Raw genomic sequence first — 19,694 nt, 5'->3', positions numbered from 1 at the left:
ACCCCTTCACACGACCTGCACTTCGGCACCCGCGGCCGCGCAGTTGCGCAGCGTCGTCTCGTCGGCGCCCGCGTTCGTGACCAGCACGTCGATGTCCTCCGGACCGCACACCCGCAGCGCGCCGGTGCCGGGGAACTTGTGCCGGTCCACGAGTAACACCACCTGGCCCGCAGCCGCGATCATGGCGCGCTTCAGCGGCACCTCGGCGAGCGTGGTGTCGACGAGCTGGCCGTCCGGACGTACGCCGCTCACGCCCAGGAACACCCGGTCGGCGCACACCTGGCGCAGCGCCTCCTCGGTCAGCACGCCCACCAGCGAGTGGTACGGCCGGCGGACCATGCCGCCGAGCAGCAGCAGCTCGACCGCCGGGTCGGCGCGGAGGACGTCGAGGACGGCGAGGCTGGAGGTGACCACGGTGACGCGGCGGCCACGCAGCCGGCGGGCCAGTTGCATGGTCGTCGTCCCGATGTCGAGCAGGACCACGTCGCCGTCGCGGACGAGCTGCGCGGCGCGCCCGGCCACCGCCTCCTTGTCCCGCTCGTCGACCACCGCCACCTCGGCGAAGGGCCGGTCGGCGTCGGCGTCGACCTCGGCGAGAGCGCCGCCGCGCACCCGCCGCAGCGTGCCGTCGCGGTCGAGCACCTCAAGGTCGCGGCGGATGGTCGACGGGCTCACGCCGAGCTGGCTGGCCAGATCGCTCACGCTCGTGGCGCCTGAGAGGCGGACCCGGCGCATGATCTCGGCATGCCTGAGGCGCTGAAGCACGCGGGAATCGTATCAGTCATATCTGTTCATGTGTGAGCATCATTGACCAAAACCTCGCGCAAAACACTTGAAGTGCGCGAGCAAACATGCAAGATTGCGCACATCTCGCTCTGCCGAGGAGGACTTGTTCTGTGTCTGCCCAGGCGTATGACCCTCTAGCCGATCAGCGAACCCCGGAGGGGCCGCAGTTCGACGTCTTCTTAGCGGGCACGGTCTTCCTCGACATCGTGTTCACCGGGCTGCCCGCCATGCCCGCGGCCGGCACGGAGATCTGGGCCGACGGCATGGGTTCATGTCCGGGTGGCATCGCCAACCTGGCCATCGCGACCAGCCGGCTGGGCCTGCGCACCTCGCTGGCCGCCGCGTTCGGGGACGACGACTACGCCGACTTCTGCTGGCGTACGCTCGCGGAGCAAGAATCGGTCGACCTGTCCAGGTCCCGGCGCTTCGAGAACTGGCACTCGCCGGTGACGGTCTCCATGGCCGTCGACCGCGACCGCAGCATGGTGACCCACGGCCACTCCGCTCCCATGGCCGCCTCGGACATGATCGGCGCCCCGCCCCGCTCCAGGGCGGCGATCGTGACGCTGTCGGCCGAGGAGCCGCTCGGCATGCCCGGCAAGTGCAACTGGGCCGAGAAGGCGCAGCTCGACGGCGCCCTCATCTTCGCCGACGTGGGCTGGGATCCGTCCGGCACCTGGTCGGCCGCCCTGCTGGAGCAGCTCGCGGTCTGTCACGCGTTCATGCCCAACGCGGTCGAGGCCATGGCCTACACCGGCACCGACAGCCCGCGGGACGCGCTGTACGCGATCGCCGACCGGGTCCCCCTCGCCGTGGTCACCGACGGGGCGAACGGCGCCATGGCCATCGACTCCCTGACGGGTGAGGAGGCGTTCGTCCCGGCTCCGCGGGTGACCGCGCTGGACCCGACCGGCGCGGGAGACGTCTTCGGCGCGGGCCTCGTGCTCGGCACCCTGTGCGGCTGGCCGCTGGCCGACCGGCTGGCGTTCGCCGGGGTCTGCTCGGCGCTGGCCGTACAGCAGTTCGGCGGCTCGCTGGCCGCGCCCGGCTGGGGGGACATCGCCGACTGGTGGCACGAGGTGCGGGCGGCGGCCGGCCACAGCGGCGCCTACGGCGACTCGCTGGCCCGCCGCTACGGCTTCCTCGACAAGCTGGTGCCCACCGACCCGGTGGGCGCGGTACGCCGGGCGGCCGCCACCATCGCCCGGCAGGCCGACGTGGGAATGGCGCCGCGGACGCCGGGTAAGCCACCGGCCAGGACCGCCGCCGAGGCGTCCGGCGGGCCTGAGGGCGCCACGGCCGACGGTCCACCCGACGAGCCCGAGGGTCCGAGCACGTCCCGCGTGCCTGCGCAAAAGGAGTAACGCCATGATCCCCCCAACGCCTCGCACGCGTGCCGTACTCGCCGCCACCGCCGTGGCTCTCGCCGCGAGCGCGTGCGCGCCCGGCTCCTCAGCACCACCGCCGGCGGCCTCGTCGGCCGCGCCCAGCGCGGTGCGCACCGACGCCGCGGCGCTCGGCAACGTGACGCTCACCATCTGGGACCAGGAGGTACGCGGGGGGCAGGCCGCCCAGATGAAGCAGCTCAACGCCGCGTTCGAGGCGAAATATCCCAACATCAAGCTCAAGCGGGTCTCCCGCTCCTTCGACGACCTCAACACCACCCTGCGGCTGGCGCTGAGCGGCAACGAACCGCCGGACGTGGTGGAGGCCAACAACGGCCGGTCCTCGATGGGCGCGTTCGTCAAGGCCGGCCAGCTCCTTCCGCTGAACGGCTACGCCGAGGCGTACGGCTGGAAGAAGCGCTATCCGGACTCCGTCCTGCGCTATTCGAGCTACAGCGCCGACGGCAAGGTGTTCGGCGAGGGCAACCTGTACGGCCTGCCGCAGGTCGGCGAGGTCGTCGGCATCTACTACAACGCCGCCAAGCTGACCAGCCTGGGCCTGCAGCCGCCGAAGACCTGGGAGGAGTTCCAGGCCGCGCTGGCCAAGGCCAAGGGCGCCGGCGAGGTGCCCATGCAGCTGGGCAACCTCGACAAGTGGCCGGCCATCCACGTGTTCGGCACCGTGCAGGGCCGTAACGTTCCGGCCGCCCAGATCAGCACGCTGGCCTTCGGCCGCAAGGGCGCCTCCTGGAACACCCCCGAGAACACCAAGGCCGCCCAGCAACTCGTCGACTGGGTCGACAAGGGCTACTTCAACAAGGGCTTCAACGGCCAGGGCTACGACCCGGCGTGGCAGGCGTTCAGCAAGGGGACGGGCGTCTTCCTGATCGGCGGCACCTGGCTGATGGCCGACATGGAGAAGGTCCTGGGCAAGAACCTCGGGTTCATCCTGCCGCCCGGCGCCACGCCCGACGCGCCGCCCGTCGCGACCGGCGGCACGGGCCTGCCGTTCGCCATCACCGCCAAGAGCCCCAACCCCGACGCGGCCGCCGCGTACATCGACTTCATCACCAACGCCGACGCCATGAAGGTGCTCACCGCCACCGGCAACCTGCCAGTGGCCGACACGGACCAGCAGAGCGTGCCGGCGGGTGCGCAGCAGGACGTCTTCAAGGCGTTCGGCACGGCGACCAAGAACGACGGCCTGGTGCCCTACCTCGACTACGCGACGCCGACCTTCGCCGACACGCTGGGCGCGGCGCTGCAGGACCTGCTGGCCAAGAAGGCGACGCCGCAGGAGTTCCTGGCCACGCTGGAGAAGGACTACAAGACCTTCGCGGAGAGCAACGGGTGAGCGTGGGCCGACCTCCCGGGGAGCCCAGACGCGTCGCCTACCTTTACATACTTCCGGCATTCGTCATCTACGCGGCGTTCCTCCTTTATCCAATCGGCCGGGCGGTACAGCTGTCGCTGTACAACTGGGACGGGCTGTCCGTCGGCACGTGGGCGGGGCTGTCCAACTACGCGGCGATCGTCGCGGACGAAGGGCTCCGCGACGCCTTCGTCCACGCCCTGGTCCTCGTCGGGTTCTACGCCCTGGCGCCGCTGGCCATCGGGCTGATGCTGGCCGCGATACTCAACCACGCCAAGGTGCGCGGGCTCGGGTTCTTCCGGACGGTGGTGTTCCTGCCGCAGGTGGTCGCCATGGTCGTGGTGGCCGTCGCCTGGCGGCGCGTGTACGCCCCGGACGGCACACTCAACGGCCTGCTCGGCGCGCTCGGGCTCGACTCGCTCACCAGGGGCTGGCTGGGCGACTACACCTTCGCGCTGCCGGCGGTCGGCGTGGTCGGCACGTGGTTCGAGACCGGCCTGGTGACCGTGCTGCTGCTGGCCGGGATGAGCCGCATCCCTTCGGAGCTGTACGAGGCGGCGCGGCTCGACGGGGCCGGGGCGGTCAAGGAGTTCTTCGCGGTCACGCTGCCCTCGGTGCGCGGGGAGATCGCGGTCGCGCTGACGCTGACCGTGATCGCCGCGCTGCGGACCTTCGACCTGGTCTACATCACCACGCGCGGCGGGCCCGGCACCTCGACGTCGGTGCCGTCGTACGAGGTCTACCACCGCGCCTTCGGGCTCAGCCAGATCGGCTCGGCGGCGGCGATCGGGGTCACCCTGACGGTCGTCATCTTCGCGATCTCGTTCATGATCAACCGCTTCGCGGACAGGGGGGCCTCGTGATCTCGCGCGGGGAGCGGCTGGCCAACTACGTCATCCTGTCGGCGTTTGCCGCGTTCGCGCTCTTCCCCATCCTGTCGATCCTGTTCGCCGCGCTCGGCCCCGACGACAGCGCCGACGCCACCGGGCAGGGGCTCAGCGTGGCGGGGTTGCACGTGGGCAACTTCTCGGCGGCGTGGGAGATCGGGCGGTTCGGCACTTACCTGCGTACCAGCCTGATGGTGTCGGCGTTCGTCGTGGTCGTCAGCGTCGTGCTGTCCATCATGAGCGGGTACGCCTTCGGCACCATGCGCTTCCGCGGTCAGTCGGTGCTCTTCTACCTGTTCATGCTCGGGATCATGATGCCGAGTGAGGCCATCGCGGTGCCGCTCTACTTCGACCTGCGTTCGCTCGGCCTCATCGACACCTTCTGGTCGGTCGCGCTGCCGCAGGTCGCGCTGTCGGTGGCGTTCGGCACGTTCTGGATGCGGGCCTACTTCCGCGCCAGCAGCCGGGCGATCGTCGAGGCCGCCCGCATCGACGGCGCCTCGACCTGGCGCATCCTGTGGCAGGTGCTGGTGCCCCCGGCCCGGCCCGCCGTCGTGACCCTGACCGTCCTGGTCTTCATGTGGACGTGGAACGAGTTCCTCATCCCGTTGATCATGGTGACCAGCGAGTCGCTGCGGACCGCGCCGCTGGGGCTGGCCTTCTTCCAGGGCCAGTACACCTCCGGCTTCACCCTCCTCGCCGCCGGGTCGGTCATCGTCGCGACCCCGGTCGTGATCTTCTACCTGTTCCTCCAGCGTCACTTCGTCCGCGGACTGCTCCAGGGGGCGGTCCGCGAATAACCCCCCGGAGGTTCCCTTGAAGAGGTCGCTCTACGCGCTGGTAGCGGTGGCCGCCGCGCTGGCTTTCGTACCGGCGGCGCCCGCGCTGGCCGAACATGCCCCCGCTCCCCCGATTGACCTCGACGCGCTGTTCGTCGGCGCCCATCCCGACGACGAGGCGTTCAGCCTGTCCACGCTCGGCCAGTGGAACGAGGACCACCGGGTCCGCACCGGCGTCGTCACCGTCACCCGGGGCGAGGGCGGCGGCAACGCCGTCGGGCCGGAGGAAGGCCCGGCGCTCGGCCTGCTGCGGGAGGCCGAGGAGCGGACCGCGGTCGGCAAGGCCGGTGTGCGGGAGGTGTTCAACCTCGACGACGTCGACTTCTACTACACGGTCAGCGCCCCGCTCACCGACCAGATCTGGGGGGACGACACCCTGGAGAAGGTCGTACGGGTCGTCCGCCAGACCCGGCCCGAGGTCATGCTGACCATGGACCCCGCCCCCTCCCCCGGCAACCACGGCAACCACCAGCAGGCCGCCCGGCTGGCCGTCGAGGCGTTCTACGCGGCGGCCGACCCGAAGGCGTTCCCCGAGCAGCTCACCCGTGAGGGGCTGCGGCCCTTCGCACCCGCCCGGCTGTTCCTCGGCGGCGGGCGCGGCACCTCCCAGATCGGTCCGGCCTGCGCCGCGACGTTCCGCCCCACCAACCCGGCCCAGAACGTGTACGGCGTGTGGAGCGGACGCCCCTCCCAGAGCCAGGGCGGCAAGACCTGGGCCACCATCGAGCGCGAGGCCCAGCGCTCGTACGCCTCCCAGGGCTGGGCCGTCTTCCCCGACGTGCCGTCCGACCCGGCCCAGCTGGGCTGCGACTTCTTCACCCAGGTGGACTCGCGGGTACCCTTCCCCGAGCCGGGGAGCGCGGCGGCGGCCGCGCCGACGGCGATCCTCGACGGGGCGCTGACCCGCGCGGCCGGCACCGTGCCGCTCGGCACCCTGCTCGACCTGCGGCCCAGTACGTTCGACGTCCGCCCGCGAACGGCCTTCACCGTCAAGGTCACCGCGACCGCCCCATCCGGCGAACCGCTCGGCCGATCGTCCGCCGCGCTGCGCGCCCCCCAGGGCTGGGTGGTCAGCGGCTCCGGTGACCTCGGCAGGATCGCCCAGGGGCGTACCGGATCCGCGACCTTCACGGTGACGCCGCCCCAGGGCGTGAGCGCCGGTGACCGGGTTCGCCTGGCGGCCACGCTGACCACCGAGCATGGACGCGGTTACACCGACCGGCAGGTCGAGGTCAGCCCGGCCGTACGAGGTGGGCAGCAATTGCTCCCCCAGGTCGCCCAGTACGAGAAGTGGACCGCCGAACTCGGCGTACCGCAGCTGCGTGGCCTGGTCACGCCCGTGCTCACCCTCCCGTCCGGCGGCTCCCGCCAAGTGGGCGTCGTGGTCACCAACGTGAGCGGCACCACCCAGTCCGGCACCGTACGGCTGGACCTGCCCGCGGGCTTCACCGCCGACCGAGCCGAGGCGCCCTACAGCGGGCTGGCGGCCGGGGCCTCGACGACGGTGCCGTTCACCGTCACCAACTCCGACCCCGCGCTGAAGACCTCGAACCAGGGCGGCGACTACGCGTACACCATCACCACCACCAGCGCGGACGGATCGTCGGTGAGCAAGCCCGCGCTCGAACTGGTCCCGGCGGCGGCCATCCCGCAGGCCACGGCGGCGCCGGCCGTCGACGGCGTGGAGGGCGACGGCGAATACGCCGGCCCCGCCCTCGACATCTCCCGCCTGTGGGAGGGCACCGCGTGCTCGTCGGCCGCGGACTGCTCCGGCACGGCCAAGGTGACCTGGCGGGACGACACGCTGTTCCTGATGGTCCACGTGAAGGACGACGTCGTCGGCACCCGCCTGCCCGCCTCCGACTGCAAGCGGCACTGGCGTACCGACTCGGTGGAGGTGACCCTCGACCCGCGCGGCACGTCGGAGAACACCTCCACGACGTTCAAGGCCGCGGTGCTGCCGGTGACGGCCGAGGGCCCGCCCTGCGCGCTGCGCGACGCCGACAACCACCAGGGACCCGCCACCGGCATGCGAGTGGCCTCGAAGGTCTCCGCCGGGGCGTACGACGTGGAGATGGCCATCCCGATGGAGACCCTGCCGGGTGCGGTCGATCCCGCGCATCTCGGGCTCAACATCCTGGTGTACGACTCCGACACCCAGGACAAGACCGGCCAGACCCGGATCGGCTGGTCGACCTGGGGCGGCGTCCAGGGTGACCCGTACCGGTGGGGCGTCGCGACACTGCCCGGCTACCAGCCGCCGGCCGATCGGCCGACCACCCCACCAGACCCGGTGATCCCCGACACCGGGCTGTCCAGCCTGGACTCGCCGCAGTCACTGGAGCAGGCGGTCCGCGTCCACCTCCCGCTCGCCGGCGGTCCCGCGGCGAAGGAGTCGGAGAGCGGCCGGGTGGTCTCCGCCACGAGCGGACGGAACGCGGTGAAGGTGACGCTGCGCGCCAACGCCGCCGGCAAGGCGCACCTGTTCGTCCGCGACGACCAGGGCACGGCGGGCGGCCGCGTCGTCACCGTCTCCGGTAAGGGCACCACGACCGTGACCGTACCCCTGACCCGTGCGACGGGCGGCCACCCGACAGTGGTGGCGGGATGGCAGGCCACGAGCGGCGGCACGCTGGCCTCACAGGTCCGCGTGCGCTGACGACTCCGGCGTCCGCATCGTCGAACCCCTCGTCTCGACGATGCGGACGCCGGGCTTCGGGACGGTCCTCTGCCCCTTTAGATGTCGTCTAGATGTCGTCGGCCTTCCAGTGGGTCAGGCCGTAGGTTTCCGCGATGGGGCGCCACGCCTCGACGAATCGGGCCTTCGCCGTCTGGGCGTCGCCCGATTTGTCGAGTCCGCGCTGGTAGTCGGGATCCGCGGCGATGGGTCCTGTGCAGCCCTTCGCCAGGTGGCGCCGGGACCAGGTGAGGAAGGCGGCGTCGGCGGAGTAGGAGGCGTGGAGCGCGGCGACGAGGGACTCCTTGAGCGCCGGTCCCTCCGGCAGGGCGGTCAGGTCGAGTGCCTGGGCCATGGTCAGCTGGTCGCGCCGGTTGACGGTGATGTTCTGGATGGCGTTCACGCCGCTCCGCTCGCATTTGCTCGCGCGGGCGATGGCGCCCGACAGGCTGGCGCGGGTCGAGTGGCTGTTGGTCAGCAGATCATCCAGACCGGTGGCCTGCCGGGCGGCCTGGTCGGTGTCGGCCGCCGGTGCTCCGGTGTCGGTCGCCGGTGCTGAGGTCGCGCCGGTGGCATCGGTGAGCACGGGCACCTCGTCCTGCCGCGCCTGGGTGTCTCCTTCACCGGAGGGCCAGGGGAGGCCGGAGGCGAGCCACCAGACCAGCCCGAGGGCGAGCGCCGGCAGGATCAAGCCGAGGAAGACCAGCGACGTCCAGGGCCGCGGCCGATCCCAGGGGTCCCATTCCCCACCGTCCGCTGGCGCCGGTGGCTCCGCGAGGGCCGCTCCACACCTCGGGCACCGGTCGAGGTTCCCGGCGTCGGCCCCGCATCGCCCACAAAGGCGGCCGGAGCCCGATTCATCCACCAATGCACCTCTCCCTAATTAATCCCGAAAAACCAGGACAAATGCTTTATTGCTGATTCGTCGTGTCGACAGCCGCCCGCATTACCGAAAGAAGACTATTTGATAACGAGCCACTCTTGAGATATTCGCCCACTATAGGCTCACCGCCACGCACGAATGAGCGGGAGGCGGCCACGATGCTCAACAGCTCCGGAACGGATTCCCCGCACACGCGGACCGCGAATGTGAAAACGTCTCGCATGGGCAATGTGACGCGTTACCTTTGCGGCGCCGCCTACCTGGATAGTGGCTTCCGCGACAAAGTTCTGGCCGAGCTGCTGTTCGACCAGTATCGGGCGATCCCTCCCTCTTACGGGGGTTTCGACCTGATGCCGGTGATCTATCACTGCCGACGATCCCGGACGATGCTCGTGGTCCGCGACGCCCTGATCACCGGGTTTTTCGCCATCGGCTGTTTCATCGCCCCTTTGAGCACATTCGCATGGGTGACGGCCCTCATCCCGTTCGCCCTTCTCACCGTGGACGGGATCCGGCGCGGGCCGCTGTACTTGCGGGCGCTGATCTGGCTCTGGGCCGGCTACTCGGCCTTCTCGCTGCTCTTTCTAGCGATCTTCAGCGCGCTCTTCTCCGCGGCTACGGGGTTGCTCACCTCACGCCGCTCATCATTTCCCGATATATACGGAATTGAGCCTGCTGCTCCGGATGTCGTGAGCGACAGCACCGGCTCCCTGTTGCAGGCGCTCATGGTTCCGGCCGTCACGCTCGGCGTCGCGCTCGTGTACCGGATCGCGATCTACCTGACCCTCGTCGGGAGCCTCAAGCCGGGCGCGCCGGAACCCATCATCAGAACCACGCACCCCAAGCTGGCCCGCCGCCTCGACTACATCCGCGGCGCGCAGTGGGGAAACATCACCATGTACGCGAACGAGGACGCGTTCCTCGGCGCCGGGACGATCCAGCGGAACTGGTCCATCGCCGTCGAACTCGACCGCGTACGCGAGAATCACCGGCCGGCACGACGGGCGGACCCCGTCGACATCGACCCGGTCGAGCTGCACGGCTTCGTCCGCAGCCGCCTCATCGACATGCGTGACCGCGTACTCCGGCCCAACGAGGGCATCCAGCGGCTCGACATCGGAGACCACGTGGTGACGCGCGGGATCTTCACCGTCGCCGACGGGCAGCGCGACCGCGCGGCCGGGCCGCATCCGATGATCGACCGCAACGGCCTGCCCCGCTACCTGGCCACCCCCGAGGAGATCGCGGCAATCGCCCGCCATCCGCAGGGCGGCGTTCGGTACTACCAGCGCGTCACCATCAACAACGCCGGCCAGGAGATCCGCGACCTCAACGGCAACCTGGTCGCGCCGGCCGAGGACCAGGAGGCGCTGACATCCGCGTTCATCTACCTCGCCGTCGAAGGCCGAATGCTCTACACGGAGTTCGTGGTCACCGTGCTCCCGCCGGCCCACGACCTCTATCACGTAGTCGACAGCCTGCCCGCCATGACCAGCGGGCGGATCACCTGGGAGGCGGTCAAGGTCCTGAAGCTCCAGCTGCTGCGCGACGTGCTGGCGGCTCCGGTCCGGGTCGTCCGGACGATCGTGCAGAGCGTACGGCAGAGCTCGATGACGCCGAACCCCCGCGACCACATCGTCTATCCGTACGGGGCCCGCTTCAGCGTCCGCGAACTGGGCGCCAGCGAGCGCCTCCAGACCCACATCCAGGTGCTCGACGTCACGAAGTACATCAAGATGATCGAGCAGCGGCTCACCGAGGCGGTCCTCGACTTCCTGGAGGAGCGGAAGGTGGAGACCGGCGCCTACCGGCTGCAGGCGGCCAGCGTGACCTCGTACTCGATGTCGGTGGGGCCCGGCGGCACGGTGAACGGGCCGATCGCGTTCGGCGAGCACGCGTCGGCGACCTACGGCCAGACACGTGACTAGCGGGGAGGATTCGATGGGAACGGAATACGGCCTGCACATCACCGGTGGGCAGGTCAATGGGCCCATCGCGATGGGCGCGCACGCCCGCGCCACCGTCAACCACCTGGGCTCTTCGGGGACTGGTACGGCCGAGATGCTGCTGGATCAGTTGGAGAGGCTGCTCGGGGAGCACGAGTCGGTCGTGGACGAGCCGGGAAAGGCGCGGCGGGACGCGGCTGACGTCCGGCGGGAGCTGGCCGAGGCCGAGCCGGACCGGTCGCGCATCCTCGACGCCCTGAAGCGGCTCTCGCTCAGGGCTGGCGAGGTGTCGGTCATCGTCGAGGTCATCGGCAAGATCCGCGAGCTGTTCTCCTAGGACCCCGGCTGTCTCGTCATCCGACCGTCTCGATCCGTGTGACGGTCCGTGGTGGCTGGGGTCCTTTGAGAGATACCCCCTTCGGGGGAGAGAAAAGGGAAGCGGTCTGACGTGGGTCAGAAGTCGTCCGGGGTGCGGATTCGGTCGCGGACCCACACGCCGGCCGCCTTGAGGCGAGAAGTGCCGGTGAAGGGGCCGTTGGGGCAGGTGCCTTCGGTGAAGACGGCGCCGGAGCGTTCGTCGTCCGAGTAGTTCCAGTTCGTCCAGCTGATCTTCTTCTGGGCCATCAGGTCGAGGTACTGCTGCGACCTCGTGAAGTTGTTCGACCCGTCGCCGGAGGAGGTCTGGGTGCCGAACTCCGTGACGAACATCGGGAGCTTGTCGGCGGCCCTCGACAGGGTGTTGAGGTATTCGGTGCCGTGGGAGGCCGCGTAGAAGTGGAAGGTGTACATGATGTTGGTCGCGTTGACCGGGTTGTTGACGACCTCGGTCTCGCTCGCGCCGTCGGAGACGCCGAGGGAGGACCAGGCGCGGGTGCCGACCAGGATCGGGGTTTCGGGGTCGTACTGCCTGATGACGGGGATGAGTTGCTGGGCGTAGTTCCTGATCGTGGACCAGGAGACGCCGCTGGGCTCGTTGGCGATCTCGTAGAGCAGGTTGTTCTTGCCGTTGTGCCGCTGGGCGATCTCGGTGAAGAACGTCTTGGCGCGGGCCAGGTTGTAGTTGGGGTCGCCGGGGGTGAGCATGTGCCAGTCGACGATCGCGTACATGCCTCTGGCCGTCGCCTGCTCGATCAGGTTGTGCACCCGGTCGGTGAACAGGCGGGGGTTGGTCTCGTAGCCGTCCTCCTGGATGTACATGGAGATGCGCAGCACGTCGGCCTTCCAGTCGTCGGCCAGCGCGTTCAGTGACGCGGTGTTGAGGCACTGGTAGTACCACTGCAGGCCGTGCGAGCTCATGCCGCGGAGCTGGATCTCCTTGCCGTGCTCGTTGCAGAGCCTGACCCCGCAGACGTGCAGTTGGCCGTTGGCCGCGACGGGGGTGCCGGTGCCGCCCGCCTGGGTGGTGGCCGTGACGGCGGCGCTGCGGTCCGACTCGTTGTCCGACGGGTCGCGGGCGGTGACCGTATAGGTGTGCGTGCTGCTGGGCGCCAGTCCGGTGATCTGGGCGGTGGCGGCCGTGACGGTGGCCACGACGGTATCGCCCTCGCGTACGCGGTAGTCCTTGATGGTGCCGCTGTTGTCCGTGGCGGCGTCCCAGGCGAGCGTGATGGAGGCGGACGTGGTGCCCGTGGCGCGCGGGTTGCCCGGCACGGACGGCTTCTCGGTGTCAGGTGGTCCGATGACTGAGGCGCTCAACCGGTCGAGGTTCGGGCCGCCGTTCGCGGTGGTGGACGTGGCGCGGACGGTGTTGGCGCCCGCGCTCAACGCGGCCGCGACCGTGACCTCCTGCCAGGTCGTCCAGTCACCGGTGCTCGGGAAGTCCCGGTTCACGGTCGTGCCGTTGACCGCGATGGCCATCGGGCGGTTGACCGTGGTGCCGTTGGCGAAACGCAGGGCCAGTGTGGCGTTGCCGGCGGTGGCCGCGTTCACGGTGAACTCGACGTACGAGCCGACGACGTTGTCGAGGTTGACGAAGCCCGTGCCGGTGTAGCCGGCGTGGTTCGACTCGACCACGCCCTGCGAGATCGTGGCGTTCTCCGCCTGGTAGTCGTTCGACGGCGCGGCCACGTCGGCGTCGATGTAGTCGAGGTTGGGCCCGCCGTTGGCGGTCGTCGCCGTGGCCCTGACGGTGTTGGCGCCCGCGTTGACCGGCGCCGTGATCGTGACGTCCTGCCAGGTCGTCCAGTCACCGGTGCTCGGGAAGTCCCGGTTGACCGTGGTGCCGTTGACCGCGATGGCCATCGGGCGGTTGGCCGTGGTGCCGTTGGCGAAACGCAGCGTGATCGAGGCGGTGCCCGCGCTCGGGGCGTTGATCGTGGTCTCGACGTAGCTGCCGGTCAGGTTGTCGTAGTTGACGAATCCTGTCCCACTGAATCCGGCATGGTTGGACTCGACCACGCCCTGCGAGATCGTGGCGCTCTCCGCCTCGTATCGGGAGGGGGCGACGGCTCGGGTGGTGGGGGCGGCCTGGGCGGGGGCGACGGGTAAGAGGGCGGCGACGAGCGCGGCCAGCGCGACAAGCCGGATGGATCGGTGCATCGGGGGGTGCTCCTACTCGTTTTATTAGGAAAGTTAACTAACGAGTAATCTGGAGCGTAGATCGGAGGTCTTCCGGCGAGCAAGACCCAAATCTGACCGCCCCAGTCAGACTCGGGTCTTGCTCACCGAGGACCGCGTGCGGTGTCCCCGTCCAGGGCCACCGCCGGGCCCCTGCGGTGCGGCCACCGAGGGCCGCACCGGCTCAGCCGCCGAGAGCCGCGTCCTGGCCGATGGGTGCGATGCGGTGGCCAGGACGCGGTCCCTGTCACCAGGGGGCGGTGCAGATGGCCCGGCTGCCGGGCACGCCCCTCGGTGCCCCGCAGGCGCGGAACTGCAGGTTCGGGTCGCTCGAGGTGCGCGCGGCGGGAGTGGTCACGATGTCCCCGTCCCAACGGGCCTCGAACGGACCGCAGTAGCCCCAGGTACGGCCCCCGTCGCTGGTCACGTCAAGGGTGACCCAGTCGCCCTGCTTGGCGCCGGACAACTGGGCCCAGCCGTGCTGGATGCCCTGGATCTTGCCGTACATGAGGTTGAACTGCGGGCGTCCGTTGGTGCCGCCCCAGCGGACCATACGGGCGGACTTCGGGTCGTTGCCCGTGAAGTGCCACCATCCACTGCAGTCGATGGGATCGGCCGCAGCCACCGCCGGACGCGCCGCCGCCGCCGCTGCCACCGCTGCGTCGCCCGCCGGACGTGCCATCGCGGACACAGACGCTGCCCCCGCCGGACGTGCCGTCACGGACGCGGGCGCCGCCGACGCGCTCGGCGCGGACACAACGGCGCCGGCGAGTAGAATGGCCGACACCGCAGCCACCCCGAGATGTCTTTTCTGCATGTTTCTCCCCCTGGTCTACGTGAAATTCCTGACCCCTTGTCGTCATCACGGTAAACAGCTGCCCTGTCAAAAGGCTGACGTCATCCTTTCGGCAACCTGTCGCCCCAGCGCGGGGCGGCCGTATTAAGGATGGCTACGAAGTAGAACTCCGGACAGGATGTATTCCGGGACACGCGGAAACCGTCCTTCCTTGCTGCATGGTGGAGAGTGCGAACAGGTGATCGTGTCATTGGGGATGGCGCGCACACCGACGGGAGATCGCGGAAAGGTCCACGGATGGAAACGGGTACGGGGATCCGGTTCAGTGTGCTGGGACCACTGGAGATAACACGCGGCGGCCGGCCGGTACGGCTCTCGGCGGCCAAGCAGCGCATCGCGCTGGCGACATTGCTGGTGAACGCCAACCACCACGTACCGCCCGACAAACTCATCGAGTACGTGTGGGGCGACGATGTGCCCAAGCAGGCGCGCGCGGCCCTGCACACCCAGATGACCAGGCTGCGCCGGGCACTGGACGACGGCGCCGACGGGCGGCCGCTGATCGAGACCATGGGGGCGGGATACATCCTGCGGGCCGACGCCGACACCCTCGATGTCGAGCGGTTCCGCGAGCTGGCCGGACAGGCGACGCTGGCGGCCGGGGCGGGCGACCAGGCGGGAGAGTCCGGTCTGCTGCGCGAGGCGCTCGCGTTGTGGCGGGGCCCGGTGCTGGTCGACGTGGTGTCGGAGTCGCTGCACCGCGACGAGGTGCCCCGGCTGGGAGAGGAGCGGATGCGGCTGCTGGAGCGCTGGTTCGACCTCGGGCTGCGGACCGGCCGCCACGAGGAGATCATCGCGGACCTCAAGGCCGCCACCGCCGAGCACCCGCTGCGCGAGCGGCTCTGGGAACAACTGGTGCTGGCCCTCCATCTCGCCGAGCGCCGGGCCGAGGCGCTTGAGGTCTACCGCCACGTCGCCGCCCTGCTGCGCGAGGAGCTCGGCATCGATCCCGGCAGTGAGCTGCGGCGTCTCCAGCAGGCCGTGCTGAACGGCATTCCCCTGACGACGACGGAGTCGGCGCCCGCCGAGCCCGCGACCTATCCCCCGGCCCCGGTGCCGCGCCAGCTGCCGTCCGATCTCGCCCGGTTCACCGGCCGCCACACGGACCTGGCGAAGCTGTACGACTTACTTCCGGAAGAAGGGGAGCATCGGCCCATCGTCATCGCGGCGATCGGTGGCGCGGGCGGGGTCGGAAAGACCGCGCTGGCCGTGCACTGGGCCCACCAGGTGCGGGAGCGCTTCCCCGACGGGCAACTGCACATCGACCTGCGCGGGTTCGGCCCCGGCGAGCCGATGGCGCCCGCCACCGCCCTGGAGATGATGCTGCGGTCCCTGAACGTACCCGCCGACCAGATCCCCACGGCGGTCGAGGCCCGCTCCGCGCTGCTGCGCAGCACGCTGGCCGGTCGGCGGGTGCTGGTGCTGCTGGACAATGCCCGCAACACCGCCCAGGTACGACCCCTGCTCCCCGGGTCTGACTGCCTGGTGCTGGTGACCAGCCGCACCCGCCTGGCCGGGCTGGCCGTACACGATGACGCGCGGCACGTCTTCCTCAGCAGGCTGCCTGAGGCGGAGTCGTACACGCTCCTGGGCAAGATCCTCGGCGCCGGGCGCGTGTCCGCCGAGGCCGAGGCCGCGGCCGAGCTGGCCCGGCTGTGCGCCCACCTTCCGCTGGCGCTGGCGATCAGCGCCGAGCACGTGACCCGGCGGTCCGGCGCGCGGCTGGCGGACCTGGTCGCCCAGTTGCGCGACGAGCGGTCCCGCCTCGACCTGCTCGACGTGGACGACGATCCGCAGATGAGCCTGCGGGCGGTGTTCTCGTGGTCGTACCAGGCGCTCGATCCGCGGGCCGCGCGGGCGTTCCGGCTGCTCGGGCTGCACAGCGGGACGGAGTTCGGGGTCGGCGCCGCCGCGGCGCTGATCGGGGTCCCGCCCGCCGAGGCACGGCGGCTGGCCGAGATCCTGACCGACCGGTGCCTGCTGGAGACGGGCGGCGTCGAGCGGTATCGCATGCACGACCTGATGCGCGTCTACGCCGGCGAACGGGTCGAGGCCGAGGAGTCCGACGCCGACCGGCTGGCCGCGGTCAAGCGCCTGCTGTCGTGGTACCTCCACACCGTCGACCAGGCCGATCAGGTGCTCAACCCCCAGCATCAGGGCCTTCCGCTCCCGCCGCTGGAGCCGTCGTGCGAGCTGTACACCTTCTCCGGCTACGACGCCGCGCTGTGCTGGCTCCAGACCGAGCACGCCAACCTCATGGCCGCCGTACGGCGGGCCTTCACGCTCGGCCAGTACGGCGTGGCATGGCAGCTGCCGTGCGCGCTGTGGAGCTTCTTCAACCTGCGCAAGCACTGGGACTCCTGGATCTCCAGCAACGAGATCGGCCTGGAGGCCGCGCTGCTGCTGGGCGACGCGCACGCCGAAGCCACGATCCGCACCAGCCTCGCGCTGGCTCACTGGGACCGCCGGCAGTTCAAGGACGCGCTCCCGCACGCCGAGATCGCGCTGGCGCTCCAGCGTGATCTCGGCGACCGCTGGGGCCAGGGCAACGCGCTGAACACGCTCGGCCTGGTGCACCGGGACCTGGACGCGGCGGAGGCGGCCGTCGTGTGCCACCGGGAGGCGCTGGCCATCTTCACCGACCTCGGCTATCACTGGGGTCAGGCCATCGCCTCGGCCGGGCTCGGCCGGGCGCTGCTCGCTCTCGGCCAGCCGCGTACAGCACTCCAGCACCATCTGTCCGCGCTCGCCGCCTTCCGCGCGATCGACAATCTCTGGGGCGAGGGCATCGCGCTGACCGACATGTGCATCACGTACGCCGCGCTGGGCGACCACGAGGAGACGATCCGCTGGTGCTTCCGCTCGCTGGACCGCAGCCGTGAGATCGGCGACTGCAACACCGAGGCCCGCACCCTGCACATCCTCGGCCAGGCCCTGGCGGCGACCGGCTGCCCGGTGCTGGCCGTCGAGACCTGGCGGCGGTCCCTGACCATCTTCGACCACCTGGCCGACAGCGAGGCGGCACAGGTGCGCGCCGACATCGCCGAGGTGGAGGCGGAGACCGGCTTCTCCACGGAATCCATGCTCGAACCGGAGAAAGCCTGGCTCTCGGACATCGTCGCCTCATCCCGCGTCATCTCATCCCGCTGAGTCCTGCGGGCTCCACCGGCTCAGTACGGATCGCGCGAAGCCGGTGAGGAGATGGGTCTCGCCATAGATCCGGGCCGCGTCCTCGGCCGCTCGCGCGCAGCGCCGCACCGCGGCTTCGGGGTCGCCGAGCCTGCCGAGCTGGTGCGCGAGGATGACCTCCCCTGCGAGGACATGCGCGTCACCGGCGCCGAACACGCTCCGGCCCACCTCCAGGGCCCATTCGGCGATCTCTCTCGCCCGCTCGTGATCTCCCGCCCCGTCCATCCGGCCGCCCACCCACCAGGCCAGGTTGGTGAACAGCGTCATGGCGCCCCAGCCGTCCAGCGCCCCCTCCTGGAGCACACGTTCACCCAGTTCGTCGAGCCAGGCGACGGCATCCGCGTCAAGCCGCGGGTCGCCGACCTCCTCAAGGGCGGCCTCGATGTTGTCCAGGCTGTCGGCGATCTCGCTGTCACCGATCGCGACCTTGTCGGCGGCGAGCTCCTGCCAGAGCTCGACCGCCCGGCGGGGATTCCCGCCCCACCGGGTCCAGATCGCGATCTCGAACCGTCCACCGAACACGATGCCGCTGTCCGCCCCGTGCACCCGCGTACCGACCTCGACCAGCTCCTCCGCCAGCGCGAGCGCCTCTTCCGTGCGGCCCACCGCGCCGACCTGGCGGGCCAGCGTCAGGCGGCACGCCAACGTCTGCGCGTGCTCCGCGCCCAGGAGGCGTTCGCTCTCTTCCGCGGCCGCCCGCGCCAGGTCGAGCGCCCGGGCGGGATCTCCGCTCTGGTGAAAGCGCGCCCCGATCCACCAGGCCACCCGGTCTCGGAGGGCGATCACCTCCTCCGGCGGGGCGCCGCTCTCGGCCGCCCTGGCCAGGGCTCGTTCCAGCCAGCTCACCACGTCCTCATCGCGGCCGGCCGAACTCATCATGTGGGCGAAGTCCAGCGCCGCCTCGAGAAGCCCCGCGTCGAACGCCTGGTCAAGGGCACGCTCGGCGATATCCGTACGGTTCCGGAAATATGCCGACCAGCCGACCTCCACGACATCACTCGCGGTGACGAAGGAGACGACCGCCTCCCAGGTCTGTCCCGGCACCTCGGGCAGGCCCTGGGCCTCGTCCAGAGCGTCGGCCAGATAGTCGAACGCCACATACTGCTCGTCCTCGGCCGGAACGAGCAGGCTGCTGGTCGAGTGCAGCGGTTGGGTCGCCCAGTCCAGTGCCTGCTCCCACGATTCCGGGCGAACACCGGGCCGCAGGTAGCCCTCGTGTAACTCGCGCAGCAACGACAGCGGCACCGGCCGCTGCACCCCCGCCCGCCGTACATCGACCGCCGCGCTCACCAGCGCGGCGCCGCGCGGCCGGCCCTCCGGCCAGGAGCCCTGAGCGTCCAGCCATTCCTGGAACAGCTGCGGGCCGGCGGCCAGATACTGGCTCACGCCGTACTGGTCGCCATGCTCGAGCGCCTGGCGGATCCGATGATCGTCGACGTCGGCCGCCGCCCGCCGCTCGTCCGGCGACCACAGGCGCTCGATCCGGATCTCCAGCGCCTGCTTCAGCACGGCTCCCGCCAACCGGTGCGCCTGCCGGTCGCTGTCGCTCAGACCCGAGCTCGCCCGAGGGCTGTAGCGAGCCCGCTCGTGCGACCTCATCGTGGCCAGGACCACGCAATGACGGTCCGGGGCGGCGATCAGTGGGCTGATCATCTCCGCCGTCAGGCCGTCCACGCCCAGGTACAGGTCCAGGTCGTCCAGCCAGACGACGCTCTTGCTCCGGCGCCGCGCCAGGTCCAGGGCCTGCGGCAGGTCCGGCTTGCCCACCGGGCGGATGAACGTGTGGTCCGGCAGGCACGCGCGCATCGCCTCGTAGGCGGCTCTGGTCTTGCCGGCCGTCGACTCGCCCACGACCAGGACGAACCTGCTCACGGCCAGCGCCCGCTCCAGGTCGTCGCTCCGGTCGCGGCGGGTGTACGGCGGGCATCGGTCGATCGTGCCGTCGGGCCCGGTCAGCGGGGGCGCCAGGTGGACCCCGAGGCTGAGCGGGTCTTCGATGTCGCGCACCTGGAGCGGCTTTCGGCGTTCGCCGGTGTAGAGCTGCGGCTGCGTGGCCGCGTTCCGGTCGATCGCGCGCTCGGCTCGTACGGTGAGGACCGCGGCCCCGCCGCTGACCGCCCCCACCAGCACGGAGCCGACCAGCGCGGGCATGGACGAAGCCAGGAGGGAGACGACCGCGCTGGCCGTCGCCGCGATCACCAAGAGCCACCAGCCGCGCAGCCGCCTCACGTATCCGCCGCCCTCCGTCGCCCCATATGCAGCAGAGTATGACTCAGATGTACATGATCTTGCATGGGAATCGGCGCGATATTCGACGG

General features: G+C 70.3%; 13 protein-coding genes and 1 pseudogene. 8 read left to right on the top strand and 6 right to left on the bottom strand.

From position 1 onward, the window contains the following. Positions 1-6: 6 nt before the first annotated feature. A complete protein-coding gene (locus tag AB0C30_RS10530; protein WP_357941832.1) occupies positions 7-765 on the bottom strand; it encodes a DeoR/GlpR family DNA-binding transcription regulator in 759 nt (252 codons plus the stop codon). A 131-nt stretch (positions 766-896) separates the two neighbouring features. Between AB0C30_RS10530 and AB0C30_RS10525 the strand changes: the two genes are divergently transcribed. From AB0C30_RS10525 to AB0C30_RS10505, 5 genes are read left to right on the top strand one after another with little or no spacing between them, the layout of a single operon-like run. Continuing rightward, the gene (locus AB0C30_RS10525) at positions 897-2,150 is read left to right on the top strand and encodes a PfkB family carbohydrate kinase (protein ID WP_357941830.1); all 1,254 of its coding nucleotides are present in this window, start codon (positions 897-899) and stop codon (positions 2,148-2,150) included. A 4-nt stretch (positions 2,151-2,154) separates the two neighbouring features. Next, complete coding sequence (locus AB0C30_RS10520; protein ID WP_357941828.1) at positions 2,155-3,525, top strand: extracellular solute-binding protein; 1,371 nt, start codon at positions 2,155-2,157, stop codon at positions 3,523-3,525. Between the two features lie 2 nt (positions 3,526-3,527). Continuing rightward, the gene (locus AB0C30_RS10515) at positions 3,528-4,406 is read left to right on the top strand and encodes a sugar ABC transporter permease (protein ID WP_357941826.1); all 879 of its coding nucleotides are present in this window, start codon (positions 3,528-3,530) and stop codon (positions 4,404-4,406) included. Beyond that, positions 4,403-5,230, top strand: a complete 828-nt coding sequence (locus AB0C30_RS10510; RefSeq protein ID WP_357941824.1) for a carbohydrate ABC transporter permease — start codon at positions 4,403-4,405, stop codon at positions 5,228-5,230. Before AB0C30_RS10515 ends, AB0C30_RS10510 begins: the two co-directional genes overlap by 4 nt. A gap of 16 nt (positions 5,231-5,246) precedes the next feature. Next, a complete protein-coding gene (locus tag AB0C30_RS10505; protein WP_357941821.1) occupies positions 5,247-7,928 on the top strand; it encodes a sugar-binding protein in 2,682 nt (893 codons plus the stop codon). Between the two features lie 88 nt (positions 7,929-8,016). Here the strand turns inward: AB0C30_RS10505 and AB0C30_RS10500 are convergent, their stop codons facing one another. Then, the gene (locus tag AB0C30_RS10500; protein WP_357941819.1) at positions 8,017-8,637 is read right to left on the bottom strand and encodes a hypothetical protein; all 621 of its coding nucleotides are present in this window, start codon (positions 8,635-8,637) and stop codon (positions 8,017-8,019) included. 422 nt (positions 8,638-9,059) lie between these two features. Here AB0C30_RS10500 and AB0C30_RS10495 point away from each other — a divergent pair, with 422 nt between their 5' ends. Both AB0C30_RS10495 and AB0C30_RS10490 read left to right on the top strand, forming a co-directional pair. Next, positions 9,060-10,757 carry a hypothetical protein gene (locus AB0C30_RS10495; protein ID WP_357941817.1) on the top strand — a complete coding sequence of 566 codons (1,698 nt, stop codon included), beginning with the start codon at positions 9,060-9,062 and terminating at the stop codon, positions 10,755-10,757. A gap of 13 nt (positions 10,758-10,770) precedes the next feature. Further along, entirely contained in the window at positions 10,771-11,112 is a 342-nt protein-coding gene (locus AB0C30_RS10490; RefSeq protein ID WP_357941815.1) for a hypothetical protein, read from the top strand. Positions 11,113-11,228: 116 nt separating this feature from the next. Here the strand turns inward: AB0C30_RS10490 and AB0C30_RS10485 are convergent, their stop codons facing one another. The 3 genes and pseudogenes from AB0C30_RS10485 to AB0C30_RS10475 form a co-directional block, all read right to left on the bottom strand. Next, positions 11,229-12,425, bottom strand: a complete 1,197-nt coding sequence (locus tag AB0C30_RS10485; RefSeq protein ID WP_357943096.1) for a cellulase family glycosylhydrolase — start codon at positions 12,423-12,425, stop codon at positions 11,229-11,231. Between the two features lie 60 nt (positions 12,426-12,485). Further along, a pseudogene (locus tag AB0C30_RS10480) lies at positions 12,486-13,313 on the bottom strand (carbohydrate-binding protein); the annotation flags it as partial. A gap of 265 nt (positions 13,314-13,578) precedes the next feature. Next, positions 13,579-14,022 carry a hypothetical protein gene (locus AB0C30_RS10475; RefSeq protein ID WP_357941813.1) on the bottom strand — a complete coding sequence of 148 codons (444 nt, stop codon included), beginning with the start codon at positions 14,020-14,022 and terminating at the stop codon, positions 13,579-13,581. A 402-nt stretch (positions 14,023-14,424) separates the two neighbouring features. Here AB0C30_RS10475 and AB0C30_RS10470 point away from each other — a divergent pair, with 402 nt between their 5' ends. After that, entirely contained in the window at positions 14,425-17,337 is a 2,913-nt protein-coding gene (locus AB0C30_RS10470; RefSeq protein ID WP_357941811.1) for a BTAD domain-containing putative transcriptional regulator, read from the top strand. Here AB0C30_RS10470 and AB0C30_RS10465 read toward each other — a convergent pair. Next, positions 17,326-19,605 carry a hypothetical protein gene (locus tag AB0C30_RS10465; protein ID WP_357941809.1) on the bottom strand — a complete coding sequence of 760 codons (2,280 nt, stop codon included), beginning with the start codon at positions 19,603-19,605 and terminating at the stop codon, positions 17,326-17,328. The two genes, AB0C30_RS10470 and AB0C30_RS10465, sit on opposite strands and share 12 nt — an antisense overlap. Positions 19,606-19,694: the final 89 nt, after the last annotated feature.

It is taken from the genome of Nonomuraea sp. NPDC048901, from assembly GCF_040649695.1.
Taxonomy (GTDB): Bacteria; Actinomycetota; Actinomycetes; order Streptosporangiales; family Streptosporangiaceae; genus Nonomuraea.
The sequence above is the reverse complement of the archived record's forward strand: the minus strand, read 5'-3'. Positions and strand labels throughout refer to the sequence as shown.